14 protein-coding genes and 1 pseudogene are annotated in these 17,146 nt (G+C 71.6%); 9 read left to right on the forward strand and 6 right to left on the reverse strand.

Annotated elements, in window-relative coordinates:
• Positions 1 to 478: 478 nt before the first annotated feature.
• Both OHB04_RS16665 and OHB04_RS16670 read left to right on the forward strand, forming a co-directional pair.
• Entirely contained in the window at positions 479 to 1,279 is an 801-nt protein-coding gene (locus OHB04_RS16665; RefSeq protein WP_326809463.1) for an alpha/beta fold hydrolase, read from the forward strand.
• A 183-nt stretch (positions 1,280 to 1,462) separates the two neighbouring features.
• Entirely contained in the window at positions 1,463 to 3,226 is a 1,764-nt protein-coding gene (locus OHB04_RS16670; RefSeq protein WP_326688485.1) for a M23 family metallopeptidase, read from the forward strand.
• A 194-nt stretch (positions 3,227 to 3,420) separates the two neighbouring features.
• On the opposite strand, the gene pcrA is transcribed toward OHB04_RS16670, so the two are convergent.
• Complete coding sequence (gene pcrA / locus OHB04_RS16675; protein ID WP_326688486.1) at positions 3,421 to 5,910, reverse strand: DNA helicase PcrA; 2,490 nt, start codon at positions 5,908 to 5,910, stop codon at positions 3,421 to 3,423.
• Between the two features lie 386 nt (positions 5,911 to 6,296).
• On the opposite strand from pcrA, the gene OHB04_RS16680 reads away from it, so the two are divergent.
• Positions 6,297 to 7,487: a C40 family peptidase gene (locus tag OHB04_RS16680; RefSeq protein WP_326688487.1), complete on the forward strand. Its 1,191-nt coding sequence runs from the start codon at positions 6,297 to 6,299 to the stop codon at positions 7,485 to 7,487.
• 78 nt (positions 7,488 to 7,565) lie between these two features.
• On the opposite strand, the gene OHB04_RS16685 is transcribed toward OHB04_RS16680, so the two are convergent.
• Positions 7,566 to 7,919: a hypothetical protein gene (locus OHB04_RS16685; protein WP_326807724.1), complete on the reverse strand. Its 354-nt coding sequence runs from the start codon at positions 7,917 to 7,919 to the stop codon at positions 7,566 to 7,568.
• A 157-nt stretch (positions 7,920 to 8,076) separates the two neighbouring features.
• Between OHB04_RS16685 and OHB04_RS16690 the strand changes: the two genes are divergently transcribed.
• Both OHB04_RS16690 and OHB04_RS16695 read left to right on the forward strand, forming a co-directional pair.
• Complete coding sequence (locus OHB04_RS16690; RefSeq protein ID WP_326807725.1) at positions 8,077 to 8,868, forward strand: class II aldolase/adducin family protein; 792 nt, start codon at positions 8,077 to 8,079, stop codon at positions 8,866 to 8,868.
• A 399-nt stretch (positions 8,869 to 9,267) separates the two neighbouring features.
• Complete coding sequence (locus tag OHB04_RS16695; protein ID WP_326807726.1) at positions 9,268 to 10,497, forward strand: hypothetical protein; 1,230 nt, start codon at positions 9,268 to 9,270, stop codon at positions 10,495 to 10,497.
• 274 nt (positions 10,498 to 10,771) lie between these two features.
• On the opposite strand, the gene OHB04_RS16700 is transcribed toward OHB04_RS16695, so the two are convergent.
• A complete protein-coding gene (locus tag OHB04_RS16700; RefSeq protein ID WP_326807727.1) occupies positions 10,772 to 11,068 on the reverse strand; it encodes an antibiotic biosynthesis monooxygenase in 297 nt (98 codons plus the stop codon).
• Positions 11,069 to 11,310: 242 nt separating this feature from the next.
• Here OHB04_RS16700 and OHB04_RS16705 point away from each other — a divergent pair, with 242 nt between their 5' ends.
• Together OHB04_RS16705 and OHB04_RS16710 are read left to right on the forward strand one after the other, a co-directional pair.
• Positions 11,311 to 11,676 (forward strand): hypothetical protein, encoded by a 366-nt coding sequence (locus tag OHB04_RS16705; RefSeq protein ID WP_326688492.1) that lies wholly within the window; start codon positions 11,311 to 11,313, stop codon positions 11,674 to 11,676.
• Between the two features lie 180 nt (positions 11,677 to 11,856).
• A complete protein-coding gene (locus OHB04_RS16710; RefSeq protein ID WP_405807480.1) occupies positions 11,857 to 12,405 on the forward strand; it encodes a DoxX family protein in 549 nt (182 codons plus the stop codon).
• Between the two features lie 196 nt (positions 12,406 to 12,601).
• Here OHB04_RS16710 and OHB04_RS16715 read toward each other — a convergent pair whose 3' ends face one another.
• Both OHB04_RS16715 and OHB04_RS16720 read right to left on the reverse strand, forming a co-directional pair.
• Positions 12,602 to 12,817 (reverse strand): hypothetical protein, encoded by a 216-nt coding sequence (locus OHB04_RS16715; protein ID WP_326688494.1) that lies wholly within the window; start codon positions 12,815 to 12,817, stop codon positions 12,602 to 12,604.
• Positions 12,814 to 14,445: a PspC domain-containing protein gene (locus OHB04_RS16720; RefSeq protein WP_326807728.1), complete on the reverse strand. Its 1,632-nt coding sequence runs from the start codon at positions 14,443 to 14,445 to the stop codon at positions 12,814 to 12,816. The genes OHB04_RS16715 and OHB04_RS16720 overlap by 4 nt, the downstream gene beginning before the upstream one ends.
• 150 nt (positions 14,446 to 14,595) lie before the next feature.
• On the opposite strand from OHB04_RS16720, the gene OHB04_RS16725 reads away from it, so the two are divergent.
• Together OHB04_RS16725 and OHB04_RS16730 are read left to right on the forward strand one after the other, a co-directional pair.
• Positions 14,596 to 15,948, forward strand: coding sequence for a PspC domain-containing protein (locus OHB04_RS16725; protein WP_326688496.1), 1,353 nt, complete (start codon positions 14,596 to 14,598; stop codon positions 15,946 to 15,948).
• The gene (locus tag OHB04_RS16730) at positions 15,945 to 16,733 is read left to right on the forward strand and encodes a response regulator transcription factor (RefSeq protein WP_326688497.1); all 789 of its coding nucleotides are present in this window, start codon (positions 15,945 to 15,947) and stop codon (positions 16,731 to 16,733) included. The genes OHB04_RS16725 and OHB04_RS16730 overlap by 4 nt, the downstream gene beginning before the upstream one ends.
• Positions 16,734 to 16,869: 136 nt before the next feature.
• On the opposite strand, the pseudogene OHB04_RS16735 reads toward OHB04_RS16730, so the two are convergent.
• A pseudogene (locus OHB04_RS16735) lies at positions 16,870 to 17,106 on the reverse strand (aldo/keto reductase); the annotation flags it as partial.
• Positions 17,107 to 17,146 lie beyond the last annotated feature (40 nt).

Below are 17,146 nucleotides of genomic sequence, written 5' to 3' on the forward strand. Positions count from 1 at the left end.
TCCCGGCCGGTCTCGGCCTGCGCCGGCCGACGCCGGTGCCGGGGAGTGAACGAACGTTACCCCCAGCATCCCGCACCCGGCCGTTTCGCGCTCGGAAGGGAGGGGGAAATCACACGTGGGACAACACGTACGACTCGCGCCGTACCTCCGCGCCCGCCGGCACCGCCCCAGCCCCGCACGGCACCCGCACCGGCACCGGCACCGGCACGCACCCGCACCGCCTTCGGCGCGACAGGGGAGAGCCGCACGGTCAGCATCGAGGTCCGGACCCGTGTCCGTCCGTACCGCGCCATCCTCCCTCTCGTGTTCCTTCGGGTTCCTTCGGGAGGTGGCCGCAGTGCAACCAGCGCATCCCTTCACACATCCGCCGGACACGGCCGCCTCGCCACCGGCCCGCCCGTCCCCCGCGCGCCCCCTCCCCCAACTCCCGCAACCCGCTCAACTTCCGCAACTACCGCAATGCCTCTCACTCCTCCCAATCCCCTCAGTCCCGCCGCTCCTCCGCGCCGCCGCCGTCGAAGCGGCGGTCCTGAGCGGGCACCTGCTGCTCTACCCCACCGGCCTGCGCGCCGAGCGCCTGCCCGGGGCGGGAGAGCCGTCCCTCCGGCTGCCGACCGAGGGGCGTACCGCTCCCCCGGCCCTGCTCCTCCACGGGCTTTTCGACAACCGGTCGGTCTTCGTCCTGCTGCGGCGCGCACTGCGCAAGCACGGCTGGCGCCACGTCCACGCGCTCAACCACTCGCCGCTCACCGGTGACATCCGCGCCGCGGCCGAGCGGTTGGGCGAGCACGTCGAAAGGGTGCTGGAGCACACGGGGCACCGTCGGCTCGACCTGGTCGGACACAGCCTGGGCGGGCTGATCGGCCGCTATTACGTTCAACGCCTGGGGGGCGACGCGCGCGTCCGCACCGTGATCACCCTGGGGACTCCGCACTCCGGCACGCGCCTGGCGCCCGCGCTCCTCGTTCACCCCGTCGCGCGCCAGCTGTGCCCCGGATCTTCCGTGCTCAGGGAGTTGGCGGCGCCGGTTCCCGAGGGGTGCCGGTCGCGTTTCGTGTGTTTCTGGAGTTCTCTCGACGCTCTGATGATTCCGTCGGAAACCGCGCGGCTCGACCATTCCGACCTGCGCGTATCCAATGTCCATGTACACGGTGTCGGACATTTGACGCTGCCGGTGGACTCTGGCGTTTCGGCCCGCATACGGGAGGAGTTGGGCGGCGAAATCCACGATCGGCCGGCCGCCCCGGAGGTGGCGGACGTGGCGGGCGGCGTCGCCTGACCACGTTTCCTCTTCGAACTTATTTCGAACTCCGGCCCCGCCACCAGTCCGTAGTCCGCCGAAAGACGGCTGATTGCCCTTTTCCTCAGGGGCTAAAACCCCCCGAAGATTGTCGCCGTCGCATACCGCCGGGTACAGTCGCCGCACTGCTCCGCCCCTGTCGCCGAGGCGAAAGAGAAGTTGGTGGTGAACGACCGTCATCCGTCGGGAGTCCCGAGTCCCGACGACCCCGGTTCCGGCTTCTCGTACAGCGCGTATGACGCGGAGTACGGACAGGCGGCGTACGGCACATACGGCGCGGAGGTCTACGCGTCGGGTTCGTACGAGGGGTATCCCGCGGGCTCCACCGCCTCCTACGGCGACGAGGACCCGCTGTTCGGCACCCTCCCCGGAGCGGACACCGGCAGCTATGCCACCACCACCTGGGACGGTTCCCAGGACTTCTACGCACCGTACGAGTCCTATGACTCCTACGACGCGTACGCCACCGGAAGTTACGGCTACCAGCCCGCCACCCCGTACATCCCGGCACAGCAGGGGCCCGAGCAGGCGGACTACGCCTATCCCTCGGCCGACGACGGCACGGGCCAGTGGACGTTCGGCGTCCAGGACACCGGAACGGGAACCTGGAACACCGAGGGCTGGGGCGCCGCCTACGAGTACGACGAGCAGGCCGCCCACAACGCGGCGTACGGCGCCTACGACCAGACCGGCCTGGCCGGACAGACCGGGCAGCCGGACCCCTACGAACAAGCCGGGCAGTACGAACAGGCAAGCCACTACGAGCAGGCCGGCGCGTACGAGGCGCACGAGCAGTCCAGACCGTACGAGGCGTACGAGACGTACGAGCAGCCTGGGCAACCCGGGCACCCCGAGCAGCCGGGACAGTTCGAACAGCAGGGCCAGTACGAGCAGTTCGGTCCGGACGGCGCCGCCTACCACTACGGCCAGGACGCGACCGGCCAGTGGAGCTTCACCCAGCAGCACGAGTACGACACGGCCGATACCTGGGGCTTCCCGGATACCGGCGCGCACGACAGCCCCGGTACCCCGGAGCCCCACGACGCCACAACGGCCATGGAGGCCCTCCACGAGGACCCCGCCGCCCACCACGAGGGCTCCGGCTCCGACGACGAGTCGGAGCACTCGTACGAGTACGAGCCCGACGCGGCCCCCCTCGCCGCCGTCGCCCCGCACTCACGCGGGCGCCGCCGCTCCCCCAAGCCGCGCCGCCGTGCGCTGATGACGGTGGCCGTGCCGTCCGTCGCGGTCATGGGCGTCGCCGGTGCGGCGGCGGCCTCGGTGATGGGCGAGGACGACGGGGACAAGGGCTCCCCGGCGCCGGTCGCCGCCCCGGACACGGGCTCGGGCCCGGTGAAGCCCACGGCGGCCAACCGCAAGCTGGACACCCAGCTCGCCGGACTCTCCGCCGACGCCGACGACTTCGCCGACCGCGCAAGCCGCACCCAGGAGCGCCTCGACCTCAAGAAGCGCCAGGACGCCGAGCGGGAGCGCAAGGCCAAGGAGGCCGCCCGCAAGGAAGCGATGCGGCCCAAGTACGTGCTCCCGGTCAAGGACCACACTCTGAGCGCGCACTACGGCCAGGCGGGCGTCAACTGGATGTCCGTCCACACGGGCATCGACTTCCCCGTCAGCTACGGCACCCCCGTCATGGCCGCCACCGACGGCACCGTCTCCACGAAGCACGACATGTCGTACGGCAACATGGCCGTCGTGACGGCGAAGGACGGCACAGAGACCTGGTACTGCCATCTGAGCAGCAACAAGATCCGCTCCGGCCACGTCAAGGCCGGGGACACGATCGCCTACTCGGGCAACTCGGGTAACTCCACGGGCCCGCACCTGCACTTCGAGGTCCACCCGGGCGGCGGCTCGGCGGTCGACCCCATCCCATGGCTCCAGGGCAAGGGCCTCAAGATCAGCTGAGACCCCCAGCCCCGGGACCCCGGGGCTGAAGACCCCGGAGATCTACGGCTTCCCCGCCGCCCTTAAGCGGGTCCGGCGAAGTCGGGCAGCGCCCCGAAGGGGCGCGGTGCTGTGTCACATATGCGGCTCCGCCGCGTGGGCGTGACCAGCCACTACGGACCCGCAGATGACACACTCGGACCTCCAGCGAAGCGCTACAGCTTCTCCACCGGCGCGTACCGCAGCAGCAGCCGCTTGGGCTTCTCGCCGCCGAAGTCGATCGTCGCCTCGGCGTTGTCGCCGCTGCCATTGACGGCCTGCACCGTGCCCAGCCCGAAGCTGTCGTGGGTGACGCGGTCGCCCACCTGCAAGGAGACCACCGGCCGGTCGCTCGTACGCCGCGTCGCGAAGCCGGAGGGGCCGCCGCGCCGGGCCGCGGCGCCGGCCGACGACGACAGCGAGGCCGCCACCCCGCCAACGGCGCCCGCGCCCGCACCGGCGCTGGTCCCGCCGCCGGTCCGCTTCCAGTCGAGGAAGTCGGCGGGGATCTCCTCCAGGAAGCGCGACGGCGGGTTGTAGGAGGGCTGGCCCCAGGCGCTGCGCATGGCGGCGCGGGTCAGATACAGCCGCTCCTGGGCCCGCGTGATGCCCACGTAGGCGAGCCGCCGCTCCTCCTCCAGCTCCTTGACCTGGCCGAGGGCACGCATGTGCGGGAAGACGCCGTCCTCCATGCCGGTCAGGAAGACGACGGGGAACTCCAGGCCCTTGGCGGTGTGCAGCGTCATGAGCGTGACGACGCCGTTGTCCTCGCCCTCCTCCGGGATCTGGTCGGAGTCGGCGACGAGGGCGACCTGCTCCAGGAAGTCGGAGAGCGTGCCGGGCGTCTCCTCGTCGCTCCGGTCCTGCTCGAACTCCAGGGCGACGGCGGCCAGTTCCTGAAGGTTCTCGATGCGGGTCTCGTCCTGCGGATCGGTGGACGCCTGGAGTTCGGCGAGGTATCCCGTCTGCTCCAGCACCGCCTCCAGCACCGTCGCGGGTCCGGCGCCGGACTCCACGACGGTCCGCAGCTCTTCCATCAGCACGTTGAACCGCTTCACGGCGTTCGCCGAGCGGGCCGCCATGCCGTACGCCTCGTCCACGCGGGCCAGGGCCTGCGGGAAGGTGATCTTCTCGCGGAGCGCCAGCGCCTCGATCATCGACTCGGCGCGGTCTCCGATGCCGCGCTTGGGGACGTTGAGGATCCGGCGCAGCGGGACCGCGTCCTCCGGATTGGCCAGCACCCGCAGATACGCCAGGATGTCGCGGACCTCGCGGCGCTCGTAGAAGCGCACGCCGCCGACGACCTTGTAGGGCAGGCCGACGCGGATGAAGACCTCTTCGAAGACCCGGGACTGGGCGTTGGTGCGGTAGAAGACGGCGATGTCGCCGGGCTTGGCTCCCTCCCCGTCGGCCTCGTCGCTGAGGCGGTCGATCTCCTCGGCGACGAACTGCGCCTCGTCGTGCTCGGTGTCGGCGACATAGCCGGTGATGCGGGGGCCGGAACCGGCGTTGGTCCACAGGTTTTTCGGGCGGCGGTTCTCGTTGCGCTCGATGACGGCGTTGGCGGCGCTGAGGATGGTCTGCGTCGAGCGGTAGTTCTGCTCCAGCAGGATCGTCGTCGCGTCCGGGTAGTCCTCCTCGAATTGGAGGATGTTGCGGATCGTGGCGCCGCGGAAGGCGTAGATCGACTGGTCGGCGTCGCCCACCACGCACAGCTCGGCCTGCTCCTCCGGGGGCCCGACCAGCTCGCGCACCAGCTGGTACTGCGCGTGGTTGGTGTCCTGGTACTCGTCGACCAGGACGTGGCGGAAGCGGCGGCGGTAGTGCTCGGCGACGTCGGGGAACGCCTGGAGCAGGTGGACCGTCGTCATGATCAGGTCGTCGAAGTCCAGCGCGTTGGCCTCGCGCAGCCGCGCCTGGTACATCGTGTACGCCTCGGCGAGGGTCTTCTCAAAGCCGTCAGCCGCTTGCCCGGAGAAGTCCTCCTCGTCCACCAGCTCGTTCTTCAGGTTGGAGACCTTGGCGCTGAACGCCTTGGGCGGGAAGCGCTTGGGGTCGAGATCGAGATCGCGGCAGACCAGGGCCATCAGGCGCTTGGAGTCGGCCGCGTCGTAGATCGAGAACGACGAGGTGAAGCCCAGCTTCTTGCTCTCGCGGCGCAGGATGCGCACGCACGCGCTGTGGAAGGTGGACACCCACATCGACTGCGCACGGGGGCCCACCAGCTCGGCGACGCGCTCCTTCATCTCGCCGGCGGCCTTGTTGGTGAAGGTGATGGCGAGGATCTGGCCCGGGTGCACGCTGCGGGCGCCCAGCAGATACGCGATGCGGTGGGTGAGCACCCGCGTCTTGCCCGAGCCCGCGCCCGCGACGATGAGCAGCGGGGAGCCGGAGTGGGCCACGGCCTGGCGCTGCTGCTCGTTCATCCCCTCCAGCAGCGCTTCGGGGTCGATGACGGAACGCGGCGCGCCGTCGCGGTGATACGCGTCACGTCCGGCGCCCGGACCGGCCGCGCCGCCCGCGAAGGTGCCCTGGAAGAGGTCGTCGGGGATCTCCTCGCCGGGGCCGTGGTGCTCGGTGTCCTCGGGAGGCGGCGGGGGCGCGTCGTCCTGCGGGCCGCTGGCGTCGAGGGCCGCGAGGAAGCTGTCGTCGAAGAGGCTGCTCATCGTCGTCCGAGTCTAGGCCGCCCCACCGACAGCCCTCACGCGACCGTGGAAACCCATACCGTGCACCGCCGCACACCGGGGTTCGCACACCGGGGCCCGCACACCGGCTTTTCACATCCGGACCGGCCCGCGGACAAGCACGCGAAGATAACGGAAAGATAGCGGCGAATCGAACATCGGCCTTCACAAGAGCACCACACCCCCGCTACGGTCCCCTGTCAGGCAGCCCGGCCCCCCAGTCGGCGAAAGCGTCGGCACGGGCAGCCTCCGCCGAGTCCGGCCCAGGCCGGAGCCGGGAGCCCGGACGCATCCGAGGTGAATCGGAGCGGACCGAGTCCCCCACTCACAGACGCCCGGCTGGCGGTCCACGGAAGGAGTCGCCGGCCTTGGCGTCGCATCGCAAGCCGCGCACCCGTATACCGCAATCCGTCGCGACCTCTCGCGGCGTCCTCGGCGTCACGACGGCGGCACTGGCCTCCGTCACGCTGCTCTCCCAGAGCGCGAACGCCACCCCCGCCGACCCGGCCGACGGCCCCGGCGCCGGATCGGGCAAGCAGTCGCTCTCGGACGTGAAGGACAAGGTCGACGCCCTCTACCGGCAGGCGGGCACGGCCACCCAGAAGTACAACTCGGCCAGGGAGAAGACCGACCGGCAGCGTCAGAAGGCCGACGGCATGCTCGACCAGGTCGCCGGCCGCACTGCCAAGGTCAACGACGCGCGCCGCGTCCTGGGCACCTACGCCGCCGCGCAGTACCGCACCGGCGGGATATCCCCGACCGCGACGCTGCTGCTCACGAAGGACCCCCAGGGCTTCTTCAAGCAGACGCACCTGATGGACCGGATGACCGGGCGCCAGAAGGAGGCCGTCACCGAGTACCAGAAGCGGCAGAAGGCGGCCGGCAAGAAGCGCGCCGAGGCGTCCAGGGAGCTGTCCTCGCTCGCGTCGTCGCAGAAGAAGCTCAGATCGAGCAAGCGCGAGATCCAGTCGAAGCTGTCCGAGGCACGCGAGATGCTCTCGAAGCTGACCGCCCAGGAGAAGGCGCGGCTGGCCGAGATCGAGCGCCAGAAGCGGGCCGAGGCGCGCCAGAAGGCCAAGGAGCGGGCCGAGCAGGCGCGCAGGGAGGCCGCGCGCAAGGAGCGCGAGCGGCGGCAGGGCGGCGGCTCCGACGGCGGGGAGCAGGGCGGCGGCTCGGACCCGGGCACCGGCACGCCCGACAGCTCGTACTCGGCCAAGGCGCAGAAGGTGATCGCCTTCGCCAAGAAGCAGCTGGGCAAGCCCTATGTGTGGGGCGCCACTGGCCCCAACTCCTACGACTGCTCGGGCCTCACCCAGGACGCGTGGAAGGCGGGCGGCGTCTCGCTGCCGCGCACCACCTGGGACCAGGTGAAGGTCGGCACGAAGGTCGCCAAGTCGGCGATGAAGCCGGGCGATCTGATCTTCTTCTACGACGACATCAGCCACGTCGGTATCTACGTGGGCAACGGCCAGATGATCCACGCGCCCAAGCCCGGTGCCAACGTGCGCTACGAGTCGATCGAGTACATGCCCTTCCACTCGGCGGTGCGCCCCGCCTGAGCGCGCTTCGGGGACCGTCCGGCCAGGTTCAGGCGGTCCCCGTCCGGCTCACACCCGCGGCGCGGTTCTCCGGGCGGCTCACACCCACAGCACCGCGATGAAGATGTTGACCATGGTCAGCAGGCCCACGGCGCCGAACAGGGGCGCGCTGACCTTTTCGTCGTCCCGCTTGACGTAGGTGATCCCGAGGATCACCACGAGCAGTGCGAGCTTGATCCCGATCTTGACGTTGTTCACCGGGCTGTCGTCGGCCTGGTTGAGGCCGACGAGGGCCACGCCGGTGACCAGCATGGTCAAGGCGCCGTGGAGCATTCCCGGCACGATCCGGGCTTCGCCCTTGCCCATCGCCTTCATCTGCGTGAAGAAGCCGCCGAGGAGCGCGGCGATGCCGATGATGTGCAGGCCGACGAACACGTTGATGAGAACGTCCATGGTCGTGAGCGTATCGAGGGGTTTTCGTGACCCTCGCCGAGGGGGGCCCGCACCTCTGGTCACCTGCGATACCCGGAGGTAGCTTCCGTCCCGTACGTACGCGCGTACGGACCGGCCCGTACGGACCGCGGGTACGGATGCGGAACGGAGGATCTTCATGCCCCAGGCAGCACCCACGCCTGTGCCCACCGAGCGGCTGCACCTGGCGATGCCGCCCCAGCACAGCTCACCGGAGGAGGCGCGCAGACACCGCAAGGAGCGGCTGGCGGCGGCGCTGCGGCTGTTCGGCAGGATGGGGTTCGAGGAGGGAGTGGCGGGCCATATCACCGCCAGGGACCCGGAGTTCACGGACTGCTGCTGGGTGAACCCCTTCGGGATGCCGTTCGGGCACGTCGCGGTCAGCGACCTGATCCTGGTGAACCAGGACGGCCAGGTGCTGGAGGGCCGCCGCCATGTCAACCAGGCGGCGTTCGTCGTTCACTCCCGGGTGCACGCCGCGCGGCCCGACGTCGTCGCCGTCGTCCACAGCCATACGACGCACGGCAGGGCCCTCTCGGCGCTGGGCGAACTGCTCGACCCGATCACCCAGGACGCGTGCGCCTTCTACGAGGACCACGCGCTGCTGGACCGGTACACGGGCGTGACGGTGGACGAGGAGGAGGGCACGCGCATCGCCTCGGCGCTGGGCCCGCACAAGGGCGTCATCCTGCGCAATCACGGGCTGCTGACGGTCGGCGACTCGGTCGACTCGGCAGCCTGGTGGTTTCTTCAGATGGAAAAGGCATGCGAGATCCAGCTGGCCGCCAAGGCGGCGGGCAAGCCGGTGCTCATCGACCACAAGAGCGCCGTGGCGACCCGCGAGCAACTGGGCAGTGACCTTGTCGCGTGGATCAACTATCAACCTCTTTACACGAGTATCACCCGCGACGAACCGGGCCTGCTGACCTGATCACGACTCAGGTAAGGCACAATCCCCTTTCATCGCAGGGAAGTTGAGAGGCGGGGTTGCGCAGTGGCCGTGGACACGGCTCGGGACGGCTCGATGGGCACGGGCGATGAGGAGGGCTCCGGCGCCGCCGGAGGGTCCTCAGGAGCACGCGGGGAAGCCACCGGGACCCCGGCCTCCGGCACGCGCCCCTCTCCGTCCGCCTCCCCTTCGGCCCCATCAAGTCCATCAGCCCCATCAGTCCCTCCAGCGCGTTCATCCGGGCAGGCGGGGCGCTCGGGACACTCCGGGCACTCGGAATCCGGTGCACCATCCGGTGCGGCGGGAGCGTCCGCATCCTCCGGTGCGAAGGGAACTTCCGCATCCTCCGGTGCGGCGGACTCGTCGCACGACTCGTCGCACATGCCGTGCCCGTGCGAGGAGTGCCCGCACAGCGCCCGTGAGGGGCACCGGCGGGCCCTGGCCGCCTTCGTGCGACGCCGGGACGAACTCGCCTCCGGCCAGGGCGTGCCCGCAGGACTCGCGCACTCCTCCGTGGCCTCGCGCCAGTGGGTCTCCGACGAGCTGACGGAGTCGGCCCGGGAGGTCGCCGACCGGGGGCGCGAGGAGGGCGAGGCGTGGGTGGCACGGCTGTGGCGGCGCACCCTGATGGCCGTTTGGTCCGCCGTCGGCGTGCTGCTGCTGGTCGAGCTGCTGACGGCGCTCGGCGCCGGGTGGACGGTGCCACGCACGGCCGGGCTGGTGGCCGCGCTGGTCGTGGCGGGCGGGCTGTCGCTCGCGGCCTGGCTGCACCGGGCGCGCGGCGGGGTGCTGGCGCCGGTCATCGGCGAGGACAACCGGCTCTCCACCTCGCGCACGGTCGCCGCCGCCTGGGTGCTGCTGGCGGTCTTCGCCGTGCTGGTACTGGCCGTCGAACTGGCGGCTTCCTCCGACACGGACAGGCATACGGCGCTGCTGGAAGGGCTCGGGCTGCGGCGCGGCGCCGGTGTGCTGACGGTGCTCGCGCTGACGTGCGCCGTGGCCGTGGTGGTGCGCCGCGTGGTGACCGTACGGGTGCAGGGCAGGCGGCTCCAGAAGGTGCGCGCCGACCGCCCGCACGCCGCCGATCTGCTGACGGACGACGCGGGCCGGGGCTCGTTCTCGGACGTGCAGTACGTGCTGATCAGCTCGGTGGCCATGGTCTTCGCCGGGGTGCGCCTGGCCCGGCAGCCCGAGCGGCTGCCGGATCTGCCCTGGGGGCTGGCGCTGCTGGTGGTCGTCTCGGCCGCCACGTATCTGGCGGGGAAGTACGCGGAGGGCGGGCGGCCCGTCGTGCTCTCCGTGGTACGGGCCCGCGAGATCGGGGACCTGCACGCGCCGATCCGCACCGGCGACGACATCGAGATCCGTGGCGCCGGCTTCATGCCGCCCGGCGCGGGGGCACCCGACCGGCTGGCCCGGATGGTGGTGCGGATCGGGGCGGTACACGTCCATGTGCCGCTGATCCCCGTCACGGGCGGCTTCGCCAGCCCGGCCGACGCGGCGCTGACCGTGCCCGTACCGGTGGAGGTGGAGCCGGGCCGGGTCGACGTACAGGTCGTGACGGCGGCGGGCGTGGAAACCAACCGGTATCCGATCGACGTGGTCGAGTAGGCGGCACCCGCTCCCTCGCCGCCCGTGGTGGAGCCGGCGCCCCTCCGGTCAAGCGTTGCCCGGTCGCGCGGTCAAGCGTTGCCCGGTCGCGGCACTACGGCCTGTCCGGCGGATCTTTCTGTTGCCCTCTCTCTTGGTGCTGAGCAGGGGGTGCCCCTGCCTGTGCTGTGCTGTGCTGTGCAGGGTGCGGGTGTGTTGTGGGCCGGTCGCGCAGTTCCCCGCGCCCCTTCGGGGCTCGCCCCCGCGCCGGGCACACATGATCCGCCGGACACGCCTAGTCGGTCACCACGTTGAAGGCCTGGTACACCTTCGGCTCCAGGTCGGGCATTCCGGCTTCCTCCAGGAACGGCGCGAGCTTCTGGCCGAACCGCTGGAACGCCTGCTCCGATTCCCAGACCTCCACCACGAGCCACCCCGTAGGGGTAGGTCCGGCGATGTGTGAGAGCAGGCCGGGCTCCGGGGCGTCGGAGAGCGACGTGAGCACGCCGTTCCCCCCGCTCAGCCTGTCGCACACCTGCTCGTACTGAGCCTGCGTGCCACCAGGGACGTCGAACACCGCGATGATCGCCACAGCCTGCTCGCTTTCTGTCCGGGACCGGAGCCGGGACCGCGACCGGAACCGGACGGAACGGAACCGATCACCCCTCTCCCCCCAGCCGACCAGCACGGCCGGCGTGGCGCGCGCGGAGCGCCGCCATGCGGGGGGCGCCATACGGAGGGCGCCGTCCGGACGAGCACGTCGGGGCGATCCGGGAGAAACTGCCATAAGCGCATCTCATGGATGTCTCAGGCGAAACGGATCGTGGAGGACTCATGACAGCGATCACATCGAACGACACACCCGTCGCGGTCGAAGGCGAGGGGGTGGAACTGCGCCTGGGGGAGATCGGGGGAGACATGTCCGTCGCCTTCATCCGACTCCGCGAGGGGATGGACATGACCCCGGCGCTGCGGGGGCTGCCCGGTGACATGTGCCAGGCTCGCCACTGGGGCTACGTGTTCAAAGGGCGGGTGAAGATCCACACGGAGCACGGGGCGGAGATCTACGAGGCGGGGCAAGCCTTCTACTGGCCGCCCGGCCACGTGCCCGAAGCGCTTGAGGACTGCGAGTTCATGGACTTCTCGCCGACGGCGGAGTTCGACAAGGTGATCGAGCACATCAGGTCACAGGCCGCCTGACTCCGCCCGCCGCCCGCCGCCGGCTGCTCTCCGCTCCCCACGGCTGCCGTCCGCCGGCCGCCGCCCGCCGCATTCCGTTGACGGCCGCACTTGCCTTCAGGGGAGGCGGTACAGGAAGAATCGCCTCCGCACACCGAACGCGTATGCGGAAGGCGGTACGGCATGGCTCTGACCGGACCTATGGGCGGACACGACGACGGCCCGAGAGCAGCCAGTTCCTTCCAGGGCCCGGTCGCCGGAGGGCCACTCGGGCTGCGCGCGACCGCCGCGCGCTACGCGCTGCTCCCCTTGCGGCTCTTCCTCGGCATCACCTTCGTCTACGCCGGTCTCGACAAACTGACGGACCGGAACTTCCTCACCGGCACGGGCCCCGGCTCCCTGGCCGGGATACTCGAGGGGGCCCACGACACGGCGGCGGCGGCCTGGATGGTCGAGCTGGCGCAGCACTCCCCGGAGGGCTTCGGTCTGGCCATCGCCATCGGCGAACTGGCGGTCGGGGCGGGGACGCTGCTCGGGCTGTGGGGGCGGCTGGCGGCGCTCGGCGGCGCGCTGATCTCCTTCAGCCTGTGGATGACGGTCAGTTGGTCGAGCGACCCGTACTACTACGGCAACGACCTGGCGTACCTCATGGCGTGGCTGCCGCTGGTGATGGCGGGGGCGCCGATGTTCTCGCTGGACGCGCTGCTGGCGGTGCGCAGGCGCCGCCGGGGCCAGCAGATCTTCGGCTGAGCCCAGGGGACCCTGCGGCCCGCGTCCCCCGTACGACGGCCACCATCCGGTCCGTCACGGACGACCGCCACCATCCGGTCCGTCACGGACGACCGCCACCATCCGGTCCGTCACGTACGACGGCCACCATCCGGTGCGTCAGTCCGGCCCTCCACCATCCGGTGCGTCGCCGTCCGGCCCGCCGTCCGGTCCGCCGTCAGCCGCGCTGTTCCCTCCGGTGGGCGCGGCGGCGGGCCGTGAACGTCACCAACGCCGTACAGCCCGCCAGCAGCAGCGCCGCCGGAAGCACGGCCAGCGGCACCCAGAAGGGGACCTCCCACACGCCCGCCGCGTCCATCAGGTAGACGGCGGCGACCGCCAGCATGGCCAGGCCGAGTAGCAGCCGCGAGGGCTCGAAGGGGTGCTTGATCATCGGTTGTCGCCCTCCTCTAGAGGCTCCGGAGGCTCGGGAGGCGCCACCGGTTCCGGCGCCTGTGTGTTGCCGGAGCGATCGCCCGCCGGCTGATCCCTGACGATCTCGGCACGTCCGATACCGACGCTCAGCTTCAGCTCGACGGTGCCCTTGGGCGTCGCCCCGTCGAAGGGCCGCAGCGTCATCCGCCGGTCCTGTCCGAAGCCGCCGGAGGAGTCGAACGTGACGTCGCCGTCGCCGTTCAGACCCCTGGGGAAGCTCGTGTCCCCCAGGTCGACGTCCGCGCTGACCTTGACGATCGCGTCGGCCGGGACGACGACCTTGAGCCGTCCGGCGCCGACCCGTACCGCGCTGCGCAGCGTCTGGCCCTTCTTCAGCCCCGTCTCGCGCAGGTCGAGTTCGCCCGAGCCCGAGCCCAGGCGGTAGTGCGGCTTGACCTCCTTGGCGGAGACGGGCACCCAGCGGCTCTCGCGGACCTGCCCGGAGATGTCCTCGGGCAGCGCGGCGGCCCCCGCCAGCAGTCCCCCGGTGAGGACGACGCAGATGACGGTGCCCGGACCGACCCGTCCCACGAACGCGCTGACCGCGAGGCCGAGACCGAAGACGGCCAGGGCGCAGCTCAGTCCGGTGGTGAGAGTGGTGCCCAGGGGCTGGGCGTTCCAGGAGACAGTGGCGGAGATTCCGCCGGCGAGGAGGGCGACCAGGAAGACCAGCCCGCCGAGCGAGCCCCCGGCGGAACCGCTGGGTCCGCCGCTCTGCCGGGGCGGGCGCACGCCGCCCGGAGTGCCCGGTGGCCGCCACGCCCCGGCCCCGGACCCCGCCGCGGCCCCCACACGTCCCCCGGCGCCCCGGGGGACGGCCGCGTACGGCGGGGTGTCCTCGGGGCCCCACAGATAGCCGGTGACGGCGCCCGCGCCGCCCCACGGCGGCACCGGCGCCCGGCCTTTGGCGGCGCCCGCCTCCTTCGTGAGGGGCTCGCGCCACCACGAGGGGGACGCCGGGACCGGGGGCGCCTGGGTCTCGGGCGGCGCGTCGGCCACAGCGTGCGCCGTCGTCGGGTCGACCTCCGCGCCCTCGGCGCCCGCCGCCTCGGCCTGTCTGCGGTGCTGCGACCAGTACGCGGCGCCCGCCACGGCGCCGATCAGCAGGACCGAGTAGGGCACGCTGCGGCTGCCGAGCGAGGCGAGGAAGAGGCCGCAGCCGACGAGCGCGACGAGGATCGCCGACAGCGCCGGCCCCTCGACTCGCCCCGAGAGCAGCCGCCGCCCCTCGTTCTCCTTCTCGCCCTCGGCGGGGATGAGCAGCCAGGCGAAGCCGTAGAAGACCAGCCCCAGTCCGCCGACGACCGACAGCACGACCAGCGGCACCCGGAAGATCACCGGGTCCAGGTCGAAGTACCGTCCCAGTCCCCCGCACACGCCCCCGGCGACCTTGTGCGAACGGCTCCTGCTGAGCTTGCGCCGCGCGGCGGGTGCCTCCGCCCCTTCCGGCCCGTCCGCCCCTTCCGGCCCGTCCGCCGCCTCCGTCCCTTCCGACCCCACGTCGCCGGCGTGCGCCCCGGCGTCCGCTGGGGCGGTGGTGCCCTCCGGACGGCCGCCAGGCGCGTCGCGCTGCTCCTCCTCGGTCATACGCCTATGTTCGCGCCCCGGGCACGCGGGAGCATCGGGGCCTACCCGGAACGATCCCTGAGATCGCCGGGGCGGTCCCCGGCGGGCCTCGGGGACGGATCAGGGCTCAACCCTGATGTCGGGCGGGGCAGGGCATGTGACGATCGGAGCATGACAGCGCCCGCTCCCTCGACCGCGCGTGCGACCTCGACCCCGCGTGCGACCTCGGCGCCGGCCACGGAGCCGTCCACCGAGGAGCCGCCCCCGCGCAAGCTGTACCGCAGCGCGGAGGGCCGGATGCTGGGCGGTGTGGCGCGCGGTCTGGCCGGGCATCTGGGGCTGCCGGTCTCCTGGGTGCGCATCGTCTTCATCGCGCTCACGGTCGCCAACGGGCTGGGGGTGCTGCTGTACGCGGCCTTCTGGTGCGTCGTCCCCCTGGGCACGGGCGGGGTCGGCAACGGGCACGGGCACCGGCTCGCGAGCGGCCTGACCGAGGCCGTCACGAGCCCGGACGGGCGCCGCAAGCGGATCCGCAAGCCCGACAAGGGCCAGCTGTTCGCCCTCCTCGCGCTGATCGCGGCGACGGTGATCATGGCGGAGAACCTCCAGTTCGGCCGCGCCAACACCTACTTGTGGCCGGTGGTGCTGATCGGCATCGGCGTCGCGCTGGTGTGGCGCCAGGCCGACAACTCCCGCCGCGCCCACTGGGCGGAGGTCAGCCGCCGCACCCGGCTGCTGCCGATCGCCCGCAGCGCCGCGGGCGTCGTGCTGGTCGCCGCAGGCGTCACCGGAATCGTCGTCGTCCAGGGCTCGGTCAGCCACCTCGGTGCCGTCCTCCAGGCGGCTCTCGCGGTCCTGGTCGGCATCGCGCTGATGGCGGGCCCGTATCTCGTACGGATGATGCAGGACCTCTCCGAAGAACGGACGATGCGCATCCGGGCTCAGGAGCGGGCCGAAGTCGCCGCGCACGTCCACGACTCGGTCCTGCACACGCTCACCCTGATCCAGCGCAACGCGGAGCAGCCCCGCGAGGTCGCCCGCCTCGCCCGCGCCCAGGAGCGCGAGCTGCGCGCCTGGCTCTACAAGCCGGACGGCAAGGGCACGGCGGCCGAGGAGGAGGAAGGGCCGAAGACGCTGGCGGAGGGCGTACGCGCGACGGCGGCAGAGGTCGAGGACTACCACGGCGTCCCCGTCGAGGTGGTGTGCGTCGGCGACTGCCCGCTCGACGACGGGCTCGGCGCCCAGCTTCAATCCGCGCGCGAGGCGATGGTCAACGCCGCCAAGTACGGTGGCGAGGGCGGCGCCGTGCAGGTCTTCGCCGAGGTGGAGGGGCGTACGGTCTTCATCTCCGTACGGGACCGTGGACCCGGCTTCGATCCGGATGCCGTTCCGGAGGACAGGATGGGCGTGCGCGAGTCCATCATCGGCCGGATGCGGCGCAACGGCGGCACGGCCCGGCTGCGCACCGCACCGGGTGAGGGCACAGAGGTCGAGCTGGAGATGGAGAGGGCGGCGGAGTCGTGAGCGAGGCAACAGGCGAGCAGGCAGGCGGCGGGGGCGGCACGGCGGGCGCGGCCGGTGGCGCGGCGGGTGCCGGTGTCGGCGCCGGTGTCGGACCCGGTGGCGGTGGCGGGACCGGTGGCGAGGGCCGCCAGGTGCGGGTCGTACTGGTGGACGACCACAGGATGTTCCGCGCCGGCGTCCAGGCGGAGATCGGCCGCACCGACGAGACGGGCGTCGAGGTCGTCGGCGAGGCGGGCGACGTCGACCAGGCGATGACGGTCATCCAGGCGACGCGCCCCGAGGTCGTCCTGCTCGACGTCCATCTCCCGGGCGGCGGCGGCGTGGAGGTGCTGCGCCGCAGCGCCCCGATGATGGCCGACGCGGAGCGGCCGGTGCGCTTCCTCGCCCTGTCGGTCTCCGACGCCGCCGAGGACGTCATCGGCGTCATCCGGGGCGGCGCGCGCGGCTACGTCACCAAGACGATCACCGGCACCGACCTGGTCGGCGCGATCTTCCGCGTCTCGGACGGCGACGCGGTCTTCTCCCCCCGCCTGGCGGGCTTCGTCCTGGACGCCTTCGCCTCCACCGACGCCCCGCCGGTCGACGAGGACCTCGACCGCCTGACCCAGCGCGAACGCGAGGTCCTGCGCCTGATCGCGCGCGGCTACGCGTACAAGGAAGTGGCCAAGCAGCTGTTCATCTCCGTCAAGACGGTCGAGTCCCACGTCTCGGCGGTGCTGCGCAAGCTCCAGCTCTCCAACCGCCACGAGCTGACGCGCTGGGCGACGGCGCGGCGGCTGGTGTAGCGGCTTCGCCCTCCAGGGGGCCATCGCGGGGCCGCTGGACGGGGACCGCGTCGGCTTCGCGAGGCCGGCCGATACGCGAGCCGATACGTGAGCTGGTACGCGAATGTGGCGTCACCGCGCTGGCCGGTGACGCTATTTATCGGGGGTCCTGGTGGTGGGACCGGAGGTGTTCCCTTTCGTCGTCCGAGAGCCGTATCGCGCCGGCGGCGACGTTCTCGACGAGATGCTCCGGATCGCTCGTTCCTGGGATCGCCAGCACGTGCGGCCCCTGTTGCAGGGACCATGCAAGGCGAACCTGCGCGGCGGACGCCCCATGCGCGCGTGCGACGGCGAGGACCGCGTCGCTGTCGACGGTGCTCGCGCCCGCCTCTCCGGCGTAGCGCCACGCCATGGGGCGCTCGTCGCCGTTCTTT

This window comes from Streptomyces sp. NBC_01775 (assembly GCF_035917675.1).
Taxonomy (GTDB): Bacteria; Actinomycetota; Actinomycetes; order Streptomycetales; family Streptomycetaceae; genus Streptomyces.

Excerpts from the sequence above, each read along its gene's own strand:
- pcrA (WP_326688486.1), bottom strand. The coding sequence starts at position 5,910 with ATGAGCAGCCTCTTCGACGACAGCTTCCTCGCGGCCCTCGACGCCAGC.
- OHB04_RS16685 (WP_326807724.1), bottom strand. The coding sequence starts at position 7,919 with ATGGACGTTCTCATCAACGTGTTCGTCGGCCTGCACATCATCGGCATC.
- OHB04_RS16690 (WP_326807725.1), top strand. The coding sequence starts at position 8,077 with ATGCCCCAGGCAGCACCCACGCCTGTGCCCACCGAGCGGCTGCACCTG.
- OHB04_RS16695 (WP_326807726.1), top strand. The coding sequence starts at position 9,268 with ATGCCGTGCCCGTGCGAGGAGTGCCCGCACAGCGCCCGTGAGGGGCAC.
- OHB04_RS16705 (WP_326688492.1), top strand. The coding sequence starts at position 11,311 with ATGACAGCGATCACATCGAACGACACACCCGTCGCGGTCGAAGGCGAG.
- OHB04_RS16710 (WP_405807480.1), top strand. The coding sequence starts at position 11,857 with ATGGGCGGACACGACGACGGCCCGAGAGCAGCCAGTTCCTTCCAGGGC.
- OHB04_RS16715 (WP_326688494.1), bottom strand. The coding sequence starts at position 12,817 with ATGATCAAGCACCCCTTCGAGCCCTCGCGGCTGCTACTCGGCCTGGCC.
- OHB04_RS16720 (WP_326807728.1), bottom strand. The coding sequence starts at position 14,445 with ATGACCGAGGAGGAGCAGCGCGACGCGCCTGGCGGCCGTCCGGAGGGC.
- OHB04_RS16725 (WP_326688496.1), top strand. The coding sequence starts at position 14,596 with ATGACAGCGCCCGCTCCCTCGACCGCGCGTGCGACCTCGACCCCGCGT.